The organism is Streptomyces sp. NBC_00989 (assembly GCF_045162655.1).
Classification (GTDB): domain Bacteria; phylum Actinomycetota; class Actinomycetes; order Streptomycetales; family Streptomycetaceae; genus Streptomyces.
Genome location: NZ_CP108728.1, coordinates 2,307,622 through 2,328,648 on the forward strand (window position 1 = coordinate 2,307,622; position 21,027 = coordinate 2,328,648).

Genomic DNA, 21,027 nt, shown 5'->3' on the forward strand with positions numbered 1-21,027 from the left:
TGTGAGCTCCGGCGAACGAGCACGGCCAGGCGGCCCGTTCGCCGGTTTCACGTCGGCTCGTCGCCGCCTGTCCACAGGTTCCCCGGCCGATTGTCAGTGATCGCCGCTAACGTTCCACTCGTCGTCGCACAGATGTCGGGGCATCCCGGCTGAACTGTGCTTTCTTCTGGCTGTGTTGATGTGGGAGGCGGGGGCATCGTGGGTTGGCTGTCGGCGGGTGACGGGTATGAAGTCGCCCTGGTGGAGGGGCGGGTGGCGGCGCGTGCCACCGGGGGCCGGGCAGCGGGGCGGCAGTTGAAGTCCCTGCCGCGCGCGCTCAAGGACCACCCCGAGGTGGACCGGCTGCGGCGGTTCGGCGAATGGCTGGATCGGCACGCCGCGGGATGCGTCGCCCAGGTCGACTCCTGGATGGTGTCGTCGCTGCCCGTGCCCACCGGCCTGCTGGTCCGCGTGTGGCCGGACGAGGCCTGGCAGTCGGCGCTGCGCGACCTGGCCGTGGTCGGCGACGACCCCGACGAGGTCGGCTTCCTCCGGGGCACCACCGAGGACGGGGAGCTCCGGGTGGTGAACCTCGACGGCGAGACGGTACGGCTGTCCCCGCGCACGGTGACCCTGCCGCACCCGGTCCTGCTGCCGGACCTCGACGACATCCGCGAGTTCGCGGCGGAGCTGGGCATCGTCCAGCGCGTCGAGCAGATCCACCGGGCGACCTGGCAACGTCCCGAGGAGTCCGGCGCCAAGGCCACCGAGGTACGGGAGTTCAGCGGCGGCTCGTTCCGCTCCCGCTTCGCCCTCGCGGCGCGCGCCAGTTCGCTGGGCTACCGCGTCTCCGGCGGCTACTCCACGGCCCGGGTCCGCGACGGCGGGCGCACGGTCGAGGCCTCCGTGTGGATCGGGGAGCCGTACTGGGAGGACACCGTGGAGACCGGTGGCCTCAGCTGGCAGGACCAGGAGGGCCGTGCCCTGCCGCTGCGGGAGGTGGGCCCGGTGGCCTGGTCCGAGGGGATGCGGATGGCGGCGGCACTGTACGCCGGGCGTGACATCGAGAAGGGCAAGGACGCATGAGCGGGGGGACGCAGGTGTCGTACGAGGACATGCTCGCGGCGGGGGCGGTGCTGCCGCCCGACTCGGAGGGCGCCGGTGAGCGGGCGGTGCCGCTGACGGCGCGCACGTACCGTCACCCGGGTCTGGACGACCGGGTGGTGGTGCGGCTGGTGGCCGGGGAGTTGGGCGCGGCGGAGGACCTGGCCGCCGGTTTCCTCGGCCTGGAGCAGGCCGCCGAACCGGTCGTGGTGGGCCTGGGGTCGCGTCAGTCGCTGGGCTTTCCCGAGTGGGTGCTGGTGCACCACCCCGAGGACGGACACCACGCGCTCGGTGTCGTACCGGACCTGGAGCGGGCGGCCCGGCAGGTGAAGTCCCGGCCCAAGGCCGCCCTGGACGCCTACCTGGAGCTCGGCTCGCGGCTGGCGGCCTCCGTCCCGCACTTCCTGCCGACCTTCTACGAGCAGGCGGGCCGGGTCTTCCTCGCCGAGGAGAACGCCACCTACGCGGCCCAGTTGTTCACCCGGGCCCGCAAGGCCGAGGCCGAGCACGGGCTGGTCATCGAGGAGGACCGTCTCGACGCGGTGTTCCTGGAGTTCGCGCTGGCGGGCGCGCTCCCGGTGAAGGTGCTGTCCTCCTACGGCAGGGAGCTGTCCGCCCGGGTACCGGCCGAGGAGGCGCTGCGGCGTTTCACCCGGCTGTGCCTGCGCCGCACCGCCGGTGGTCTGCCGCCGTCCGCGCAGATGGCGGGCGACCTGCGCAAGCTGGCCCGCGCCGCAGGGCAGGACGCCGACCTCGCCGAGCAGCGGTATCTGTCCGAGCTGCTCGGACTGCCGGCCACACCGCGGGCCGCGGCCGGCTGGTGGAAGGGCCACCGTGCCGCGCTGGTGGCCCTGGCCGCACGGGAGCGGCGGGTGCGCGGCACCCTGCTGGACATGCTCCCCGCGGTCCACGACGACGAGATGCCCGCGCTGTGGCTCCAGGTGCTGGAGGACTCCGGTGCCACGGCGGGGCTGTGGGACGCCACGCTGCCCGAGGAGGAGCGTCCGCGGGACGGCACCGCGGGCTGGCTGGAGCGCTTCCTGACGTTCCGGGAGCGGGCCAGGTCCTGGCGCGGCTCGACCCGGATGCCGCAGCTGTACCCGCTCGTGGAACGGACGGTGGACCGGCTGCGGGCCGAACTCGCCGCGTCCGGCGGCGCGTTGAAGGTCACCCACGACATCGATCTGATCGACCTGCTGCTGTCCCTGGACATACCGGTGGCCGCTCCGGAGCGCGACGACACTCTGCCGCTGGAGCAGTGGGCACTGGGCGACGGGCACCGGGACCTGGTGTTCCTGGGCGCCGACGCCCGATTCCACGACGCCTTCCTGAAGGGCGCGGACCGGTTCGGCGACGACGTCCAAGGCCTGCGGGCCATCCGGCTGTTGGCGCAGTCGCCCGGCTGCCGTCCGCTGCTCGCCCGGTGGGTGCGTACGGTCGTCGAGCGGTTCACGGCGGTCGGCCTGCCCCAACTGCCCGACGCGCTGGCCCGGTTGAAGTGGCTGCCCGCCGAGGCGCTCGCGCTGGCCGAGGCGGACGTACGCGCGGCGGTCGCCACCGACCTCGCACCGGTGCTGGAGCGCACCCTGCGCGCCGGCCTCTTCGACGAACTGGGCTGGCCCGCCTGGGAGGACGCGGCAGCCTCCCTCGTGCCGAAGAGCCGGGTGGAGGACCTGATCGTCGCCGACGCCTGGCCCCACCTCGTGGTGGCCGGCGAGGCGCAGGCCCGGGTGATCGGCGCCGAGGGCACCCTGCTCACCCACGACCTGCGCATCCCCAAGGACAACCGGTACGGCGACCCCGGCTTCCACCACGTCGACGGCGAACTCCTCGTCTACTGGAACAGCCGTGACGACGGCCTGCGCGGCTACTGGCACACCCGTGCCGACCGCGTCGAGAGGCTCGAAGGGCCACGCGGTACACGCGGCACCGAAATGGACTGGTACAAGGGCGACTTCGCCATCACCCTGCCGTTGCCCGGGGGCGGCCGCAGTACCGGACACGGTGTGGTGCACGCCGGGGACACCACCGTGCCCGAGGAGCGCCCGCTGCTCTTCGACGGCACCAACTACTGGGTCTGGCACGTGGAATCCGAGGACCGGGAGGCGAACGGCTGGTACGAGTACGACCCGGCCACGGGCGAGCGCGGACGCATGAGCCGGCCCGCCTTCCTCGCCGACGCGCTGCGCTCCGCCCCCGCGGGCAGCAAGTTCACCGGCGGCCGGCTGCGCCCCTCCCCCACGACCGGTGCCACCCCCGCCTGTTCGCCCGTCGACGGGCTGGTCGGCCTGCGCAGGCTGGAACTCCCCGACGGCTCCACGCTTCTCGAGGATCTCGCCGGGCACACCCTCACGCTGCCCTCCGGGGCGGGCCGGCCGTACACGCTGGTGATGTTCCCGGGCGCGGAGCGGCCCACCGCGGTCGTGCGCAACGGCTGGCAGCTCGACCTGGTCGACGCGGACGGTGTCGTCACCGCCTGGGCGAAGACCGACCGTACGGCGGGCGTGTTCGGCGAGGGTTCGCTGCTGCTGCCGCCGGTGCAGTACTGGGAGTGCCTGACCCCGCGCGACCCGGAGGGCTCGGCGGGACTGCGGAAGATCGACCGGGACATCGCCGCCGCCCTCCTGTCGGCGGCCACCGACCAGGACACGGAGGCGCTGCCCGCCGCGATCCGCACGCTGCTGCCCGTCACCCACCCCGCCCTGCTCGCGGGCATCGCCGGGGTCGTGCGGTACGCGGCGGCTCAGCAGGCGGTCCTAGACGCGGCGGCGACCCGGCTCACCCTCGCCCTGGAAGGCGGCGTGGAGGACGAGGGTCCGGCCGGTCCGACGGACAGTCTGCTGCGGGACGCGATGAGTGGTCTCGGCGCGTCGAACGGCTACTGGTGGAACCGCGACGACCAGGCCGACAGCGTCTTCCGCACCCTGCGGATACTGACCCGTGCCGCCGAGGCCGTAGCGGAACCGTCCGGCGCCCGGCTCCACCTCGACGGGCCCGAACTGCCCACCGGGCAGCCGGAGTTGCGCACCCTGCTCGGGCGGGCGACGGCCCTCGCCCACCGCGCGGCGGCCGGTACCACCGCCGACGGGCACCGCGAGGCGCTGCGGCAACTGCTCGCCGGATTCGACGCGTTGGGGCTTGCACAGTCCGAAGTGCCCGGCCGCTGGCGCTCGGTGACGCTGCACCTGGACGCGCACCTGCTGCGTCCGGCCCCGGGCGCCTGGCGGGAGGGCTCCTGGAACGGCCTGCTGCCGCTGGCGGACGGCGCCTTCGTCGCGGTGACCGGACACGGGTCCCCGGGCGACGACGGCTGCGACTTCACCGGTCTGTTCCACGATCCGGCCGGACGGTTCGCCGTTCCGGAGCCGTACAGGGTTCTGGCCTGTGACCCGATCGGCGCGGACGAACACCCGGGCCGGCTCGGTGCCTTCCTCGGCGCGCTCGCCGAGCGCGGTCCGGCACCGTGGTTCCCGGACGCCGCCGAGGAGTTCGCCCGGCTCACCGGAGTCACGGAGACCATGGCCCGGCTCGTCGTCGCCGGACTGCCGGGTGTCGACGCCTACGAGCGGGCCTTCCTCACCACCGAGGCCCGCACCCTCATCGGGGTGAAGGTCGCCCCGGCGGCGGTCGCCAAGGACGAACTGCGCGCCGTCGACGGCGCCGTCCGCGCCGCGGTCGTGGCGGCACTGCTGCCCGCCGACCCGGTCCGCCTGTGGACCGAGGGCCCGGACGTGGCGGCGGGCGCCGCCGTGTGGAACAGCAGGCTCGGCAAGCGTCCCGCCATCCCCGAGGACCTGCTCAGCGACGCCGTCCGCGCCCTCAAGCACGCGCCGTGGCCGGTACGGCAGGCCCTGCCCGCGCTGCTGGACCCGACCCGCGCCCCGGAGCTCAGCCGGGACCTGCGCTGGGAGGTCAACGGCGACCGGGTGCGGCCGGCCGGGAACGACACGGCCGGGTTCAGCACGCAGACCCTGGTCGGTTCGGTCGGGCTCGCCGCGTGGCTCGCCCACCGGCTGCCCGCCGGCGACCCGATCCGCGCCGCGCTGCCTCCCGTACTCACCGCGGTGCGCCAACGCCTCGCCGCCCCCGGGCTCATGCTCGACCTCGGCCAGTACATCAGCCTCTCCACGTTCCGGAAGACGGCGGGCACCCCCACCGAGACCGGCACGGGATTCGAGCGCTACGGCGCCGTGGTCCTGGCCACCCACGACGACCAGCCGGCCCCGGGCATCCGCGTCGACCTGCTCGACGAGGCCGGCCAGGACCCCTACCTGCCCGCGACCCGCGTCAACGACCTGCCGTACCCGGCCGAGGTCGCCCTGCGCCTGGTCCGCGACCCCCGTTTCGCGGCCCTCCTCGCCGACCCCGGCGAGCCGATCCTGGGCGGCCCGGACAAGGACGGCACCTGGTGGCCGCAGGACCCGGGCCGCTCCGTGCCCGACCTGCTCACCGAGGTCGCCGAGGAGCACGGCCTCGGCGACGACGCGGCCACGCTGTATCTGATGCTGCTCGCCATGCCCGACCCGACCGACCGGCTGACGGCCCGCTGGACGGGGTGGAAGCCGGCCCGCCTCAAGGCGGCCCGCGCCGAACTGGCCGCCACCGACCTCGTGGTCGAGGCCACCCGGACCAGGGCGGGCCGCTCGCTCTTCCTGCCCGGCGGCTGGGCCGAACAGTCGGCCCCGCGTATTCCCCTGGAGCAGTGGAAGCTGCCGCTGTTCGACACCGTCGACGGCGACCGCACGTTCTTCGGCGTGATCGTGCCGACCGAACCGGTCGCGGACCTGTACCGCAGAGCCTGGCAGCGGGTCCGGGAGGGCGACGCGCCCCGGTTCGAGGAGCTGAAGGTGCGCCGGGGCCGCCGCCGCTGACGGACGAGGGCCAGGCTCGCCCGACACCACCGGTGCGCGCCGAACAGGCGGCCCCGCGCGACCTGCGCCCGCTGCCCGAGGGGAGCCCGGCGTCACCGGGCTCCCCCCCATCGACGACCAACAGACCTACCCGGCAAGGACATTCATGACCCCGACCGACACGGCGACGGCCCTGCCCCACCGGCAGACCCTGCCCGCCGAAGAGCGCCACGCCACCGAACTCGCCTTCCTCGCCGCCCACGACGACGGCCCGCGCCCGCCCGGCTGGCTGCTGACGCCCCGCGCCGTCATCACCTTCGTCTGCGGCAGCGCGGGCGAACCGCTCAAGCTCGCCAAGCCGCACGAGACACTGCCCCGCGAACTCGTCGTAGCACCCAAGTTCGTCGGTGAACGCGCCCTGGTGGAGCGGTGCGTGGTCACCCTCGCCGGAGAACGCGGACTGCTCCTGGTCGGTGAGCCGGGCACGGCCAAGTCGATGCTCTCGGAGCTGCTGGCGGCGGCCGTCTGCGGCACCAGCGCACTCACCGTGCAGGGCACCGCGGGCACCACCGAGGACGCCCTGCGCTACGGCTGGAACTACGCCCTCCTCCTGGCCCAGGGGCCCACGCCCCAGGCGCTGGTCGACTCGCCGGTGCTCGCCGCGATGCGCTCCGGACGGGTGGCGCGCGTCGAGGAGATCACCCGCTGCCTGCCCGAGGTGCAGGACGCGCTCGTGTCGATCCTCTCCGACCGCCGGATGAGCGTGCCCGAGCTGTCCGGCACGGACGACGCGCAGGTCGCCGCGGCCTCCGGCTTCACCGTCATCGCCACCGCCAACCTGCGCGACCGGGGTGTGTCGGAGATGTCCGCCGCGCTCAAGCGCCGCTTCAACTTCGAGACGGTGCATCCGATCGCGGACGTGGACGCCGAGACCGCGCTCGTGAAACGACAGGCTGTCGCGGCCGTCGAGCGGGCGGGCGCCGCCTTCGGCGTCGACGACGCGGTGCTCGACGTCCTGGTGACCGTCTTCCGTGATCTGCGGGCGGGGCGCTCGGCCGAGGGCTGGGACGTGGAGCGCCCCGGCACGGTGATGTCCACCGCGGAGGCGGTGCAGGTGGCCGTATCCCTCGGGGTGGCCACCGCCTACCTCCCGGCCGGGGACCCCCTCGACCTGGTGCCCGGTCACCTCCTGGGCGTGGTCCGCAAGGACGACCCCTCCGACCACGCACGCCTCCTGGGCTACTGGGACGGTCCGGTGCGTCGCCGCGCCGAGGACGGTTCGGCGACCTGGCGCCGGCTCTGGGACCTGCGGGAGAACCTTCGGTGACGCTCGCTCAGGACCCGAGGGCCGCGCTCGACGCCCTCGCCGACTCGGTGGTGCCGTACCTGCTGGGCGTACGGCACCACAGCCCGGCGCTCGCCGCCGCCGTACCCGCCCTGCTGGACGCGGCCGGCGCCGAGGTGGTGTGCGTGGAACTGCCGGCGGACTTCCAGCCGTGGCTGACCCATCTCGGCGCACCCGGCACGCTCGCGCCGGTCGCGCTCGCGGGTGCCGGTGAGGACGGGCGGCTCGGCTTCTACCCGTTCGCCGACTTCTCCCCCGAACTCGCCGCGGTCCGCTGGGCGCGCGAGCGGGGAGCGGAGGTCGTCTGCTGCGACCTGCCGATGGCCGACGCCCGCTGGCACACGGAGGGAACGGAGGGAGACGTACGCGCCGGGGCGGTCGACCGTCCGGCGTCCGCATCCTTCGCGCGGGCGCTCACCGCCGCCGGGACCGGCCGTGACGGCGACGACCTGTGGGACCGCGCCGTGGAGGTCCTCGCCCCCGGCTGCACCCCCGAGTCGCTCCGCCGCGCCGCCCTGGGCGTCGGCTGGGCGCTCCGACAGGACTCCGAGTCGTCGGGCGGCGTACCCGCGGTGGACCTGGCGCGCGAGGCCCACATGCGGGAGACGATCGCCCTCGCGGCGACCGGCGGACGCCGCGTCGCGGCGGTGATCGGCGCCTTCCACGCACCGGCGCTGACGGACGGGGCGGACGGGCGGGTTGGGGCTTCGGCCGGCGGGGCGGGAGCGCACGGGGCGCCGACGACCAGCCGGGCGGGAGCGCAAGGTAAGCCACCGTCCGACCGAGCAGAAGCGCACGCGACACCGCCGACCAACGGAGCGGGGGCGCACGCGACATCGCCGACCGACCCAGCAGGGGCACCCGGCACGGCATCGACCGGATCGCCGCTCCCCGGGGCGCCCTCCCCCGTCGTCACTTCCCTCGTCCCGTACGCCTTCGATCTGCTGGACTCCCGGTCCGGCTACCCGGCCGGCATCCGCGATCCCCGCTGGCAGCAGGCGGTGTTCAGCGCCGCGGGTGATCCCGATCTGCTGTACGACGCCGCCGCCCGGGCCATCACCGGAGTGTGCCGGGAGTTGCGCGCGGCCGGGCACACCGCCGGGACGGGTGAGGCCCGGGAGACGTTGCGCGTGGCCGGTGACCTGGCCCGGTTGCGCGGGCTCCCGGCACCGGGCCGGGGTGAGGTGCTGGAGGCCCTGACGTCCGTGATGGGGCAGGGCGAGCCGCTGGGCCGGGGCCGTGCTCTCGCGCGGGCACTGGAAGTGGTCCTGGTCGGTACCGAGCGCGGCCGGGTCGCGCCGGGCACCCCGCGCTCCGGGCTCGGCCCGTCCGTCGAGGCCGAACTCGCCGCCCTGCGGCTGCCCGGCCCGGACGATCCCGCCCGGCGCGAGCTGCGCCTGGACCCGCTCCGCTCGGCGCTCGACAACCGGCGGGAGATCCTCCTGCGGCGCCTCGACGTGTGCGGGGTGGGATACGGCGAGCCGGTGGAGGTGGCCGGTACGGGCGACGCCGCCGCGCTCACCACCCGGTGGCGGGCGGCATGGGTACCGTCCGTGCCGGTCCGCCTGGACCTGGCCGGGGTGCGGGGCGTGACCGCCGCGCTGGCGGCCGAGGGAACGCTGCGAGAGACCTTCCGCAGGGAGTCGGCGGAGGGCGGCCCCACCTGCGCCCTCGTCCTGACGGGACTTCGGGACGCCGCCCGCTGCGACCTGCCCGCCCTGGTGACCCAGCGGCTGGCGGAGGCCGCCGAGGTGCTGCCCGCCTCCGCGACGCTCCCCGAGATCCTCACCGGACTGGATCTCCTGGAGGCACTGCGCCGGGACCATCTGCCCGGCACCACGCCCGGAACCCGCCGGGCGGCGGGCGAACTCGCCGCCGATCTCCTGGAGTCGGCGGTACGGTCCCTGCCGGGCCTGGCGGGGAGCGACGACCCGGAGGAGGCGTCCGCGCTCGTCGCCCTGGCCGCACGCGCCGGCGAGCATCGCCTGGGACTGCGCATGGACGAGGCCCTGACCGGCCTCGCGCACACCGGCTCCCCCCTCGTCCAGGGGGCCGCCCTCGCCTGCCGGGTCCTGCTGGATCTGGACGACGCCGACGCCCTCGGTGCCCGGGCCGCCGGCTGGATCGACGCCGCCACCGGCCCCGACGCACGGCACGCGCTGGCCCGCCGCCTCGCCGGGCTGCTGACCGGGGCCGCACCGCTGCTCCAGTCGGCGCCCACCGCGCTCGATCCGCTGCTCGACCGCGTCGACTCGCTCACGGACCAGGCGTTCCTGGAGCGGCTGCCCGCCCTGCGCGGCGGCTTCGACACGCTCTCCCCGGCGGGCCGCGACCGGCTGCTGCACACGGTCACGGAGAGGCTCGGCGACCGCATCGACCTCACCCTGGCCGCCCCTGCGCACCTGCTGGCCCTGTGGGCGGCGGCGGACGAGGCCGGCCGTACGGCGGTGGAAGCCCTGTGGCCGACGCCCCGGACCGCTGACCTGCCGGCCGCCACGACGGCCGACGTACGTCCCGTGCCGACGCCGGACCCGTCCGGCGTGGCCGAGCCTGCCGACGGCGTACCGCGTCTCCCGCCGACGGACCGGTGGCGCCTGCTGCTGGGCAGTGAGAGCGGCAAACTGCCGGCGCACGCCCGCCGTTACGCGCACGCGCTCGACGAGCTGTACGGCACCGGTCGCGGCGAGGGCTCCTCGGACCCGGGCCGGGAAGCCGGGCGCGACGGCGGACAGGACGCCTCCTTCCCGACCGCACGTGAGTGGGCCGAGGAACTCCAGGCGCTGTTCGGCGCGGAGGTACGCGAGGAGGTCCTCGCCCGCGCCGCCGATCAGGGGCGCGGCGATGTCCTGGCCGAACTCGACCCCGCGGCCGTACGCCCCTCGGTCGATCTGCTGACGTCGGTGCTGTCGCTGGCGGGCGGGATGCCCGAGCAGCGACTGGCGCGGCTACGGCCGCTGGTGCGCCGCCTGGTCGACGAGCTGGCCAAGGAGTTGGCGACCAGGGTGCGGCCCGCGCTGACCGGTCTGGCCACCCCTCGCCCGACCCGTCGTCCGGGCGGCCGGATCGACCTGGCGCGCACCCTGCGGGCGAACCTGGTCCATGCCCGCAGGAGGGCCGACGGCAGCACCCTGGTCGTGCCGGAGCGGCCGGTGTTCAGCACCCGTTCGCGCAAGGAGGCGGACTGGCGGCTGATCCTGGTGGTCGACGTGTCCGGGTCGATGGAGGCCTCCGTGGTCTGGTCGGCGCTGACCGCGGCCGTCCTGGGCGGAGTTCCCACGCTCAGCACGCACTTCCTGGCGTTCTCGACCGACGTGATCGACCTGACGGACCGGGTCGACGACCCGTTGTCGCTGCTGCTGGAGGTGCGGGTGGGCGGTGGCACCCACATCGCGGCCGGTCTGGCCCACGCCCGTTCCCTGGTGACCGTGCCCAGCCGGACCCTCGTGGTGGTGGTGAGCGACTTCGAGGAGGGCTATCCGCTGGGCGGGCTCCTGGGCGAGGTACGGGCGCTCGCGGGTTCCGGGGCGCATCTGATGGGCTGCGCCGCGCTCGACGACACCGGTACCCCGCGCTACTCCGTGCCGGTGGCCCGGCAACTCGTCGCGGCCGGCATGCCCGTCGCCGCCCTCAGTCCTCTCGCCCTCGCCCGCTGGGTGGGCGAACGCCTTCGCGGAGAGTCCCGATGAACCCCGAACTGCCCCCGGTGGCGCCCGAGGTGGCCGCTGCCGCCGTGGAGGTCCTGACCTCCCGGCTGCGCAAGAAGCTGGACGCCGCGATCGAGACGTACGTGGCCGCGCCCGTCACCGTGGAGGGCGCCGTGCGGCGGGTGCGGTGCGGTGAGGATGCGGAGGTCGTCCTCACTCCTGGTCCTTCCGGGACGGTCACGGACGCCGAACAGGCCGTGTGCAGCTGCCTGTTGGCCCCGCGGTGCCTGCACCGCGCCGCCGTGCTGGGCGCCTGTCCGGTGGCCGACGCGGAGACGACCGTAGGGATGAACGCGCCGCCGACCGAGGCGGCCGGCAGCGCTGCGGAGGCGGTGCCGCCGGCGCGGGACGCCTCCGGCGCGGACGCCGTCCAGGATGTTCCCGCGGCAGCGCCGCAGGCGGGTCCCACGGACGCGCAACGGGCCGCCGCGCGCGCTCTGTGGGCCGCCGCGGCCGCGGCCCTGGCCGCCGGGGTTCCGGCGGCGGGTGCGGTGGCGCAGGCGGAGGTGCTGCGGGCCTCGCACACCGCGCGTCTCGCCGGGCTGCACCGTGCCGAGGCGGCGGCGCTGCGCGTGGTGCGTGGGCTGCGGGGCGCCCGGTCCCGGCACGACGGCCACCGGCTGGCCGACCTGGTCGGGGACCTGCGTGAACTGCTGCTGACCACGGGCCTGTTGGCGGCGGCCGATCCGGATCCGGCACTGGTCGGAACCGCCCGCCGCGGCTACCGGCCGGAAGGCGCGCTGCGGGTTCACGGGGTGTGCCGGGAGCCGGTGATCTCCGCCACCGGGTACGGCGGGGTGGTCACGCATCTCCTCTCCGACGACGGGCGCTGGTTCACCGTGGCGGACGTGCGGCCGGGCGGCCCCGCCCGTGCGCGGGGCGCCGCCACGGCCACCGTCGCGCTCGGCTCGGGCAGCCTCGACCACGCCCGGCTCTCCCGTGGCGGGCTGCTGATCTCGGGGGCGACGCTGTCCTCGGACGGCCGTCTCGGTGCCGGCAAGGGGGTCCGGGCGACGCCGGTCGCGGGCCTGTCCTGGACCTCGGGGCCGTTGGCGGCCCTGTTCGCCCGGCCCCTCGCCGAGGCCGTGGCCGCCCGGCTCGCGGATGCTCCGGTGAGCGCCCCGGAGCGGGCCGAGCGGACGGACGGTGAGCTGATCGGCTGCGATCTGGTCATCGTCGGAGTGGTCGAACAGCACGTGCTCGCACAGGAGTTGACCTCCGGCCGGGCGGACCCGGACGGACTCCTGATCCGCCTGCTGCCGTCCCACGGCCATCCCGACCTCGCCCACACCGCGAACCTCCGCCGACTGGCGTCCCGCCCCGGGCTGCGGCTGCGTGTCGTCGGCCGCCTCGACCCCGATCGCGCGGTCACCCTGCGGCCACTGGCCGTCGGCCCTCTGCCGGACGAGGGCACGGCGACCCTGCGGCTGCCGGCGGAGTGGCTGGGCCACGCCGATCTGGGCTACGACCGTCTCGAAGGCATCCACCTGCCGCCCGCCGACGCCTTGCCGGAGTTGCCCGCACTGCCCCGCGTCCCGCCGGACCCGGTGGCGCGGGCGCCGTTGTGGCGGCTGCGGCGGTCGGTCGAGGTCGCCGTGTCCGGCGGTCGCAGGGCCGCCGCCGAGCCCGCGCGCGACGGCGACCGGGCCGGGGCCGCGGCGGCGCTGCGCCAGGCGGGTTTCCGCACGGCCGCGGACCTGTCACGCGCCCTCGCCGCGGAGGCGGACCGGCGCGGCCGCGACGCCTTCGGCCGCACCGAGGAAGCCGACCCGGACGGATACGCACGCGCCTGGCTCGCCGCCGCCGTCTACCTGGCCGGCACCGAACGGGCGTTGGTCCGGGCCACCTGGGGGCCGACGGGGACGACCTGACCACGGCGGCCGACGGCGCGTGCGGGTACGGGCCTCGGGCTCAGCGTGCGGGTTCGAGGGCCGGCAGCGAACTGGATCGGTCTCGTCGGACCGTGTCATCCGGTGGACGGAGATGCCACCGCCTTCGCGTCCGGTGAGCCGGTCTCCCGGACCAGCCCTCCGAACAGGCCTTGCGCATCGGCCCTTCCGTGAGGCGGAAGCAGTGTTGCGCCCCCGTGACGCCCTTCCGGACGATGTCGCCATCACCCAACGACGGGAGCCGCAACGATGCCGCACACCACCGCCTTCGCCAGGAACCAGTGGTACGTCGCCGCCTACAGCCACGAGGTCGGCCGCGACCTGCTCGGCCGGACGATCCTCGGTGAACCCCTCGTCTTCTACCGCACCGAGGACGACGGCACCGCCGTGGCGCTGCACGACCGGTGTGTGCACCGGCGGTTCCCGCTCTCCGAGAGCCGGCTCGACGGGGACCGGATCGTGTGCGGCTACCACGGCTTCACCTACGACACGACCGGCACCTGCGTGTACGTGCCGGGCCAGAAACGCATCCCCCGCACCGCCCGCGTCGCCTCCTATCCGGTGGTCGAGCAGGACGCGCTGGTCTGGGTGTGGATCGGCGACCCGGCGCTCGCGGACCCGCAGGTCATTCCGCGCGCCCCGCACCTCGCCTCCCCCGAGTGGGTCACCGTCAGCGGCATGGAGCCGATCGACGCCGACTACGGCCTGCTCGTCGACAACCTCCTCGACCTCTCCCACGAGACGTATCTGCACGGCGGTTACATCGGCTCCCCCGAGGTCGCCGAGACGCCGATCACCACGGAGGTCGACGAGGGCGCCGGCGTCGTACGGGTGAGCCGGCACATGGACGACGCCGAGTGCCCGCCGTTCTACGCCAGGTCCACGGGGATTCAGGGGCGGATCACCCGCTGGCAGGACATCGAGTACCACGCGCCGTGCCTGTACCTCCTGCACAGCCGTATCGCCCCGGTCGGCGTCCTGCCCGAGGAGGACGCCAGCGACCCGAATGGCTTCCACACCGAGATCACGTACGCCATCACGCCCTCCTCGGACGGCAAGGTGTACGACTTCTGGGCGGTCTCCCGCGACTGGGCCACGGACGACGCCGAGGTCACCGAGTTCCTCCGGAGCAACAACCACACTGTCGTCATGCAGGACGTGGACGCCCTCAACCTCCTTCAGAAGACGCTGGGTTCGGAGCGCGGCGGCTACCAGGAGCTGAGCATCAACATCGACACCGGCGGTCTCGCCGCCCGCCGTATCCTCGCCCGGCTGGTCGAGGAGGGCGCCAAGCCCGTGGAGAGGGTCCAGTGACCGCTCCGACGGGCGAGGTCTACCGCATCGACTGGCTGCCGGGCACCGACGTCCTGCACGGCACCTGCCACTGCGGCCGCGAGCACACCTCCCAGGACCCCATCGAGATGTGGGAGTGGATGCTCGCCCACCCCAACGGCCACACGGTCGACGATCCGCGGGGAGCCGGCGCATGACCACCTACGAGGCCGAACTCATCGTGGCGGCAAAGGAGTTCGCGGCCGACGGCGTCCTCGCCCTCACCCTGCGCCACCCGCTGGGCGAGCGACTCCCCGCCTGGGAACCGGGCGCCCACATCGACGTCCTCCTGGGCCCCGACCTTGAGCGCCAGTACTCACTCTGCGGCGACCCCGCCGACCGTACGGCGTGGCGGATCGCCGTGCTGCGGGAGCCGGACGGGCGGGGCGGATCGGCGTACGTGCACGGGCAGTTGGGGCAGGGCGACAAGGTGCGGGTACGCGGACCGCGCAACCACTTCCGGCTGGAGCCCGCCCCCCGCTACCGCTTCGTCGCGGGCGGCATCGGCATCACCCCCATCCTCCCGATGCTGGCCGCGGCCGAGGCGGCGGGCGCGGAGTGGACCCTCCTCTACGGCGGTCGCACCCGCAACTCCATAGCGTTCACGGAGGAGTTGAGCCGCTACGGCGAGCGCGTCACCGTCGCTCCGCAGGACGAGGCCGGGCTGCTCGACCTGCCGTCGGTCCTCGACGACGTACCGGATGGGACCCTCGTCTACTGCTGCGGTCCCGGGCCGCTGCTCGACGCGGTCGAGGCGCGGTGCCCCGGCGGGATCCTGCACGTCGAGCGGTTCCAGCCGAAGGCCCAAGTGGCGGGCGCCGACAGCGAGTTCGAGGTCGTCCTGGAGCAGAGCGGGAAGACGGTCACCGTCCCGGTGGGCGTGTCCGTGCTCGACACCGTGCGTGCCGCCGGTGTCGAGGTGCTGTTCTCGTGCACCGAGGGCACCTGCGGGACCTGCGAGACCGATGTCCTCGAAGGCACTCCGGACCACCGGGACTCGGTGCTGAGCGAGGAGGAACGGGCGGCCGGCGAGACGATGCTCATCTGTGTCTCACGCTGCCTGGGGAAGCGGCTCGTACTGGATCTGTGACGACGCGGGCCGGATCTGTGACGGCGCCGGGCGAGACGGCAGGGGCGCACTTCACAACACGACAAGAGCACACTTCGGCAACTGTCAACAATATTGTGAGCACTAGGCATTGACCTGGCCGCGACGGGGCCCTACGTTCCCGCTCAACACCCATTGAGCACCACTGTGCGCTGTACGCACAGCCTGTCGGAACACCGTCGTCTGCACAGGAGTTGCCATGCGTCGTCTGCTCGTCGGCCTCGCGGCCGGAACAGTGCTGGTCGCCGCGTCGGCCTGCGGTTCGTCCGGCAACGGAGCGTCGGACAACAACAGTTCGTCCACCGGCACCACCACGGTCAAGGTGGGGGTCATCCCCATCGTCGATGTCGCCCCGCTCTACCTCGGCCAGAAGGAGGGCATCTTCAGCAAGCACGGCCTGAAACTGTCGATGACGCTCGCGCAGGGCGGCGCGGCCATCGTGCCGGGTGTGGTCAGCGGCCAGTTCCAGTTCGGCTTCTCCAACATGACCTCCCTGATGCTCGCCCAGTCCAACGACGTCCCGGTGAAGGCGATCGCCAACGGCGTCGCCTCAACAGGCGTGTCGGGCAAGGACTTTGGCGCCCTCGTCGTCAAGAAGGGCAGCACCCTGAAGTCGGCGAAGGAGCTGGAGGGCAAGAAGGTCGCGGTCAACACGCTGAAGAACATCAACGAGACGGCCGTACGCGAATCCGTCCGCAAGGGCGGCGGCGACCCGGACAAGGTGAAGTTCGTCGAGCTGGCCTTCGACCAGATGCCGGCCGCGCTCGACAAGGGCCAGATCGACGCCGCGATGGCCGTCGAACCCGCGCTCACCACCATGCTGAACCAGGGCGCCCAGCAGATCGCCTGGCCGCTGGTCGACGTCGCGCCGAACCTCACCGTCGCCATGTACTTCACGTCGACGGCGTACGCGGCCAAGAACCCGGACGTGGTGAAGAAGTTCCAGGAGGCCACCGCCGAGTCACTGGCCTACGCCGACGCCCACCCGGACGAGGTCCGCCAGATCGTCGCCACCTACACCAAGGTCCCGGCGAGCGTGCTGGCCAAGGTGATCCTGCCCAAGTGGCCCGCCGATCCCAACCGTTCGTCGATCGAGGCGCTGGAGAAGCTGAGCGAGACCGACGGCCTCTTCAAGAAGACCCCCGACCTGAACACGCTGCTCCCGTGAAAGGACTGAACACCGCACTCGGTGCGGCCGGACTCGCGGCCTTCCTCGCCCTCGGCGAGGTCGTGCCGCGCGTCGGCATCGTCAAGGAGGCCTACTTCCCGCCGACCAGCCGCATCGCGTCCGCGTTCTGGGACGAACTCAAGGACGGCGCGTTCTGGTCGGCCCTCGGCGACACCCTCACCGGCTGGGCCCTGGGCCTGGCGATCGCCGTCGGCGCGGGGATCGTCGCGGGCGTCGTGCTCTCCGTCGTCCCCTACCTCCGCGAGGCGACCGCCTCGACGATCGAGTTCCTGCGCCCGATCCCGTCCGTCGCCCTCATCCCCCTAGCGGTGCTGTTGTACGGCACCGAACTCCGCTCAGTGCTGTTGCTCGTCGTCTACGCCTCCTTCTGGCAGATCCTGATCCAGGTCCTCTACGGCGTCCAGGACGTCGACCCGGTCGCCGAGGAGACGGCACGGTCGTACGGTCTCGGCACCTGGGCCCGGATCCGGCACGTGCTGTGGCCGAGCGCGCTGCCGTACGTCATGACGGGCGTGCGGCTGGCGGCGGCCGTCGCGCTGATCCTCACCATCACCGCCGAACTGGTCATCGGCGCACCGGGGTTGGGCGCGACCATCGCGGTCGCCCAGACCTCGCAGGCCGTACCGGAGATGTACGCGCTGATCGTGGTGACCGGTCTGCTGGGGCTGCTCATCAACGTGGGCGCGCGTACGGTGGAGCGGCGGGCGCTGGCCTGGCACCAGTCGGTGCGCGGGGAGGTGGCGGTGTGAGGCGGACCCTGCTCCGGCTGCTGTTCGCGGTCGCGCTGCCGACCGTACTGGTCGCCGTGTGGTGGCTGGCGTCGGACGGCAGCACCAACGTGTACTGGCCGCCCCTGCGGACGACCCTGAAGACCTTCCCCGACGTGTGGACCGGCGACCGCCTGAAGTCGGACGTCCTGCCCAGCGTCCTGCGCCTCGCGGCCGGTTACGCCACGGCGGCCGTCGCCGGCGTCGCGCTCGGCACGGTGATCGGCTCGTACCGGCGGGTGCGCGCGGTGTGCGAACCGGTCCTGGAGTTCCTGCGCGCGGTCCCGCCACCGGTACTGGTCCCGGTCATCATGCTGTTCGCGGGCATCGGCGACACGATGAAGATCGTGGTCATCGCGAGCGGCTGTGTCTGGCCCGTCCTCCTCAACACGGTCGAGGGCGTCCGCGCGGTCGACCCGGTCATGAAGGAAACCGCCCTCTCCTACGGCATCACGGGCGTCGCCCGGCTGCGCACGCTGGTGCTGCGCTCGGCGAGCCCGCAGATCTTCGCGGGGCTGCGCCAGGCACTGTCCATCGGGATCATCCTCATGGTCATCAGCGAGATGTTCGCGGCCACCGACGGCCTGGGCTTCACCATCGTCCAGTTCCAACGCAGCTTCGCCATCCCGGACATGTGGACCGGGATCCTCGTCCTCGGGATGCTGGGGTTCCTGCTCTCCGTCGTCTTCCAGGTGGTCGAGCGGCGGGTGCTCGGCTGGTACCACGGCCTGCGCGCGGCCGCCCGCCGGTCCCCGTGAACATCGTGAAAGGGCGGTCCATGCTCGACGTACGCGGCCTGAGGAAGGTCTACGAGGGTTCCGGTCGCCGGGTGGAGGCGGTGCGGGACCTCACCTTCACCGTCGACGCCGGCGAACTCGTCTGTCTCGTCGGCCCGTCGGGCTGCGGCAAGACGACCCTGCTGAAGTGCATGGGCGGCCTGCTCACCCCGACCTCGGGCGAAGTCCTCCTGGGCGGACGGAAGGTGAGCGGTCCGCCGCCCGGGATGGCCTTCGTGTTCCAGGAGTACGGGCGCAGCCTCTTCCCCTGGATGCGGGTCGGCGAGAACGTCGAACTGCCGCTCAAGCAGAAGGACTTGAGCAAGGCGCGCCGGCGTGAGCTGGTCGCGGACGCGCTGGAGTCGGTCGGGCTGACGGATGCCGCGGGGGCGTATCCGTGGCAGCTGTCCGGCGGTATGCAGCAGCGGGTCGCGATCGCGCGGGCGCTGGCGTACGAGCCCGAAGTCCTGCTGATGGACGAGCCGTTCGCGGCGGTCGACGCGCAGACCCGGGCCGATCTGGAGGATCTCGTACGGGGGTTGTGGCGGGAGCGCGGGATCACGATCCTGTTCGTGACGCACGACATCGACGAGGCCGTGTACTTGGGCGAGCGGGTGGTCGTGCTGTCCGCGTCGCCGACCGTCGTGCAGGAGCAGCTGAAGGTCGATCTGCCCGTGGAGCGCGACCAGTTGCACACCCGGGTCGCCCCGCGCTTCGCCGAACTGCGGACCCATGTGTACGAGCAGATCCAGGCGGCGAAGCGCGGGACGCTCCCGGTCCAGGACCGGCTCACGAAGACGGATACGCCTCCACTTCGCTGAACTGGGCCGCCGGCCAGCCGGAGTTGGCGGTGACGTTGAGCCGCAGATAGCGCAGGTTCGTGCTGCTCGGGAGCGCCACGGTGACCGTGTTCCCGGTCGCCGGGTCGAACCGGTAGCCGGTGGAGCCGACGACGGTCGAGTAGGCCGAGCCGTCGGTGCCGCCCAGCACGGACAGCGTCTGTGTGCGGGCGCCCCACGCGGACGACGGCGGCAGCTTCAACACCAGCCTGCGCACTGCCTGGTTGGAGCCGAGGTCGACGGTCCAGGCCTGCGGAAAGGCGTTGTTGGCGGACTCCCAGTAGGTGTTCGCGTCGCCGTCGACCGCCTTGCCCGGCGTGTAGACGTCCTGTGAGCCGGTCGCGGTGGCCGGGCGGCCCTTGGCGAGGTTGGTGTTCTGGTCGGGGGGTGGGTTGCCCTGGCCGGGCTGCGGCCAGGTCGAGCAGTCCGACCATGTGCTGCTCCAACCGGAGTTGCCGCCGCCGTCGGTGAGGTTGAAGGTGCCGGAGCCGGACGGATAGGGGCAGTTGTAGTTGCCGGCCGCGCCGACGCCGGTGGCCTGCACGTTGCTGAACCTGGCCGCGCCCTGCGCCTCGGCCTGGACGACGACCGTGCCCGTGTTCTGCACGCTGGCGCCGCTCACGGTGACGTTGCCGGTCGAGTACCCGTGCCCGCCGCCGGACACGAACTCGAAGGCGCTGTACGGGCTGTTGGTGATGGTCGTGTTGGTGATGTTGACGGTGGCGTTGACCGCGCTGTCGTAGGAGTCGACGCGCAACGCACCCATGGGATGGCCCCAGTTGGGGTTGATCGCTCCGGTGCGGACGAGGGTGTTGCCGTCGACCGTGATCGTCCCGGCGAGTGGCGAGAAGGGGTCGAGGAACTTCTGGTTGGAGATCGCGATGCCGCTGCCGAGGGCGTTGGTGTCGGCGACCAGGTTGTTCCTGACCGCGATGTTCGTGCCGCCGTAGATCGCGATGCCGTTGGCGAGGTTCGGCTGGGAGATGGTGTTGTTCTCGAAACTGCTGTTGGTGTCCGGGGAGTTGAGCGACCACATGGCGAGGGAGTCGTCGCCCTGGTTGCGGAGGAAGTTGTTGCGGACGATCACGCCGTGGGCGGAGCCGTTGAGGTTGAGGCCGTCGGCGGTGGTGTCGAGGACGCGGTTGTTCTCGACGACGAGGTTGTCGTTGTTGCCCGTCAGCCAGAGGCCGACCTTGAGGTGCTGGATCCACATCCCGGAGACCGAACTCCCTGGCCCCAGCGACCCGTTGACGAAGTTGTCGGGGTTGGAGTCGACGCGTTCGGTGACCTCGCCGATGACGGCGAAGTCCTTGATGTGGACGCCGCCGGAGGAGCTGGACTGGTCGATGAAGCGCGAGGTGTGCACGACCGAGTACCACTGACCGGCGCCCTGGAGCGTCACGTTCTGCACACCGCCGAGGGAGGAGGTGAGCCGGTAGTCGCCCGGCGGGATCCACACCACTCCCCCCTGCGCGGCGGAGACGGCGTCGCGGAACGCCTGGGTGGAGTCGCCCGCGCCGCTGGGGTCGGCGCCCTTGGAGACCACGGACACCGAACCGGCGGGCTGCGCGGCGGCCCCGGCGACCTGCTCGAAGTCGGCCACGTCGACGGTGACTTGGGTACCCGTCGACACGAACGCGACCTTGTCGCCCTGCTGCACGTTCTGGCCGAGCAGGAGGCGCGCGTTGTCGAAGAAGTGGTGTGTCTTGGCGCCCGCGATCCAACTGGTGTCGACGTACGAGTACTTGGACGTGACGGTGAGCGTCCTGCTGATCCTGACGCCGTTGACGTACACGTCGAGGCTGCCGCTCTGGCCGTCCGGGACGCTGTAGGACACGTTCACGGCGTTGGCCGCGCGCGGCACGGTGAACTCGAGACGCTGCCCGGAGCCGAGCCGTACGGCCTGCCGCCCGGAGGCCTCGGACGCGAGGGTCCCCTGGGTGTAGTCGGGGCCGATCCTCGTGCCGGTCGTGCTGGCCGACTCGGCCTCGACGGAGGTGAAGGGGAGGGAGGCGCCCGCGGCGGCGTGGGCGGCGGCCGGGGTCAGGGCGACGAGCGTGCCGGCTGCGAGGGCGACAGCCGTACCCATCATTGGCATGCGCCTGACATATCTGAGCATGGTGCTGTGCATGTGCTGATCCCTTC

Annotated in this window: 13 protein-coding genes; 12 read left to right on the top strand and 1 reads right to left on the bottom strand. The window is 73.1% G+C overall.

The genetic code is table 11. The annotated features are described in order from the left end of the window. The first annotated feature begins 198 nt into the window (after positions 1–198). From OG714_RS10050 to OG714_RS10105, 12 genes are all read left to right on the top strand, one after another. A complete protein-coding gene (locus OG714_RS10050) occupies positions 199–1,065 on the top strand; it encodes a DUF4132 domain-containing protein (protein ID WP_406119983.1) in 867 nt (288 codons plus the stop codon). Then, complete coding sequence (locus tag OG714_RS10055; RefSeq protein WP_406119984.1) at positions 1,062–5,954, top strand: DNA-binding protein; 4,893 nt, start codon at positions 1,062–1,064, stop codon at positions 5,952–5,954. Before OG714_RS10050 ends, OG714_RS10055 begins: the two co-directional genes overlap by 4 nt. A gap of 145 nt (positions 5,955–6,099) precedes the next feature. Continuing rightward, complete coding sequence (locus OG714_RS10060) at positions 6,100–7,260, top strand: AAA family ATPase (protein WP_406119985.1); 1,161 nt, start codon at positions 6,100–6,102, stop codon at positions 7,258–7,260. Continuing rightward, entirely contained in the window at positions 7,257–10,964 is a 3,708-nt protein-coding gene (locus OG714_RS10065) for a vWA domain-containing protein (protein ID WP_406119986.1), read from the top strand. Before OG714_RS10060 ends, OG714_RS10065 begins: the two co-directional genes overlap by 4 nt. Next, positions 10,961–12,853, top strand: a complete 1,893-nt coding sequence (locus tag OG714_RS10070) for a hypothetical protein (RefSeq protein ID WP_406119987.1) — start codon at positions 10,961–10,963, stop codon at positions 12,851–12,853. The genes OG714_RS10065 and OG714_RS10070 overlap by 4 nt, the downstream gene beginning before the upstream one ends. Before the next feature lie 267 nt (positions 12,854–13,120). Then, entirely contained in the window at positions 13,121–14,185 is a 1,065-nt protein-coding gene (locus OG714_RS10075; RefSeq protein WP_406119988.1) for a Rieske 2Fe-2S domain-containing protein, read from the top strand. Continuing rightward, a complete protein-coding gene (locus OG714_RS10080) occupies positions 14,182–14,361 on the top strand; it encodes a hypothetical protein (RefSeq protein ID WP_406119989.1) in 180 nt (59 codons plus the stop codon). The genes OG714_RS10075 and OG714_RS10080 overlap by 4 nt, the downstream gene beginning before the upstream one ends. After that, a complete protein-coding gene (locus OG714_RS10085) occupies positions 14,358–15,293 on the top strand; it encodes a PDR/VanB family oxidoreductase (protein ID WP_406119990.1) in 936 nt (311 codons plus the stop codon). The genes OG714_RS10080 and OG714_RS10085 overlap by 4 nt, the downstream gene beginning before the upstream one ends. A 217-nt stretch (positions 15,294–15,510) precedes the next feature. Continuing rightward, the gene (locus tag OG714_RS10090; protein WP_406119991.1) at positions 15,511–16,479 is read left to right on the top strand and encodes an ABC transporter substrate-binding protein; all 969 of its coding nucleotides are present in this window, start codon (positions 15,511–15,513) and stop codon (positions 16,477–16,479) included. After that, on the top strand, positions 16,476–17,249 hold the full coding sequence (locus tag OG714_RS10095) for an ABC transporter permease (protein ID WP_406119992.1): 774 nt from the start codon (positions 16,476–16,478) through the stop codon (positions 17,247–17,249). The genes OG714_RS10090 and OG714_RS10095 overlap by 4 nt, the downstream gene beginning before the upstream one ends. After that, complete coding sequence (locus tag OG714_RS10100) at positions 17,246–18,025, top strand: ABC transporter permease (protein WP_406119993.1); 780 nt, start codon at positions 17,246–17,248, stop codon at positions 18,023–18,025. The genes OG714_RS10095 and OG714_RS10100 overlap by 4 nt, the downstream gene beginning before the upstream one ends. Before the next feature lie 20 nt (positions 18,026–18,045). Then, positions 18,046–18,864 carry an ABC transporter ATP-binding protein gene (locus OG714_RS10105; RefSeq protein WP_406119994.1) on the top strand — a complete coding sequence of 273 codons (819 nt, stop codon included), beginning with the start codon at positions 18,046–18,048 and terminating at the stop codon, positions 18,862–18,864. Here the strand turns inward: OG714_RS10105 and OG714_RS10110 are convergent. Then, entirely contained in the window at positions 18,833–21,013 is a 2,181-nt protein-coding gene (locus OG714_RS10110) for a discoidin domain-containing protein (protein ID WP_406119995.1), read from the bottom strand. The two genes, OG714_RS10105 and OG714_RS10110, sit on opposite strands and share 32 nt — an antisense overlap. Between the last annotated feature and the right edge of the window lie 14 nt (positions 21,014–21,027).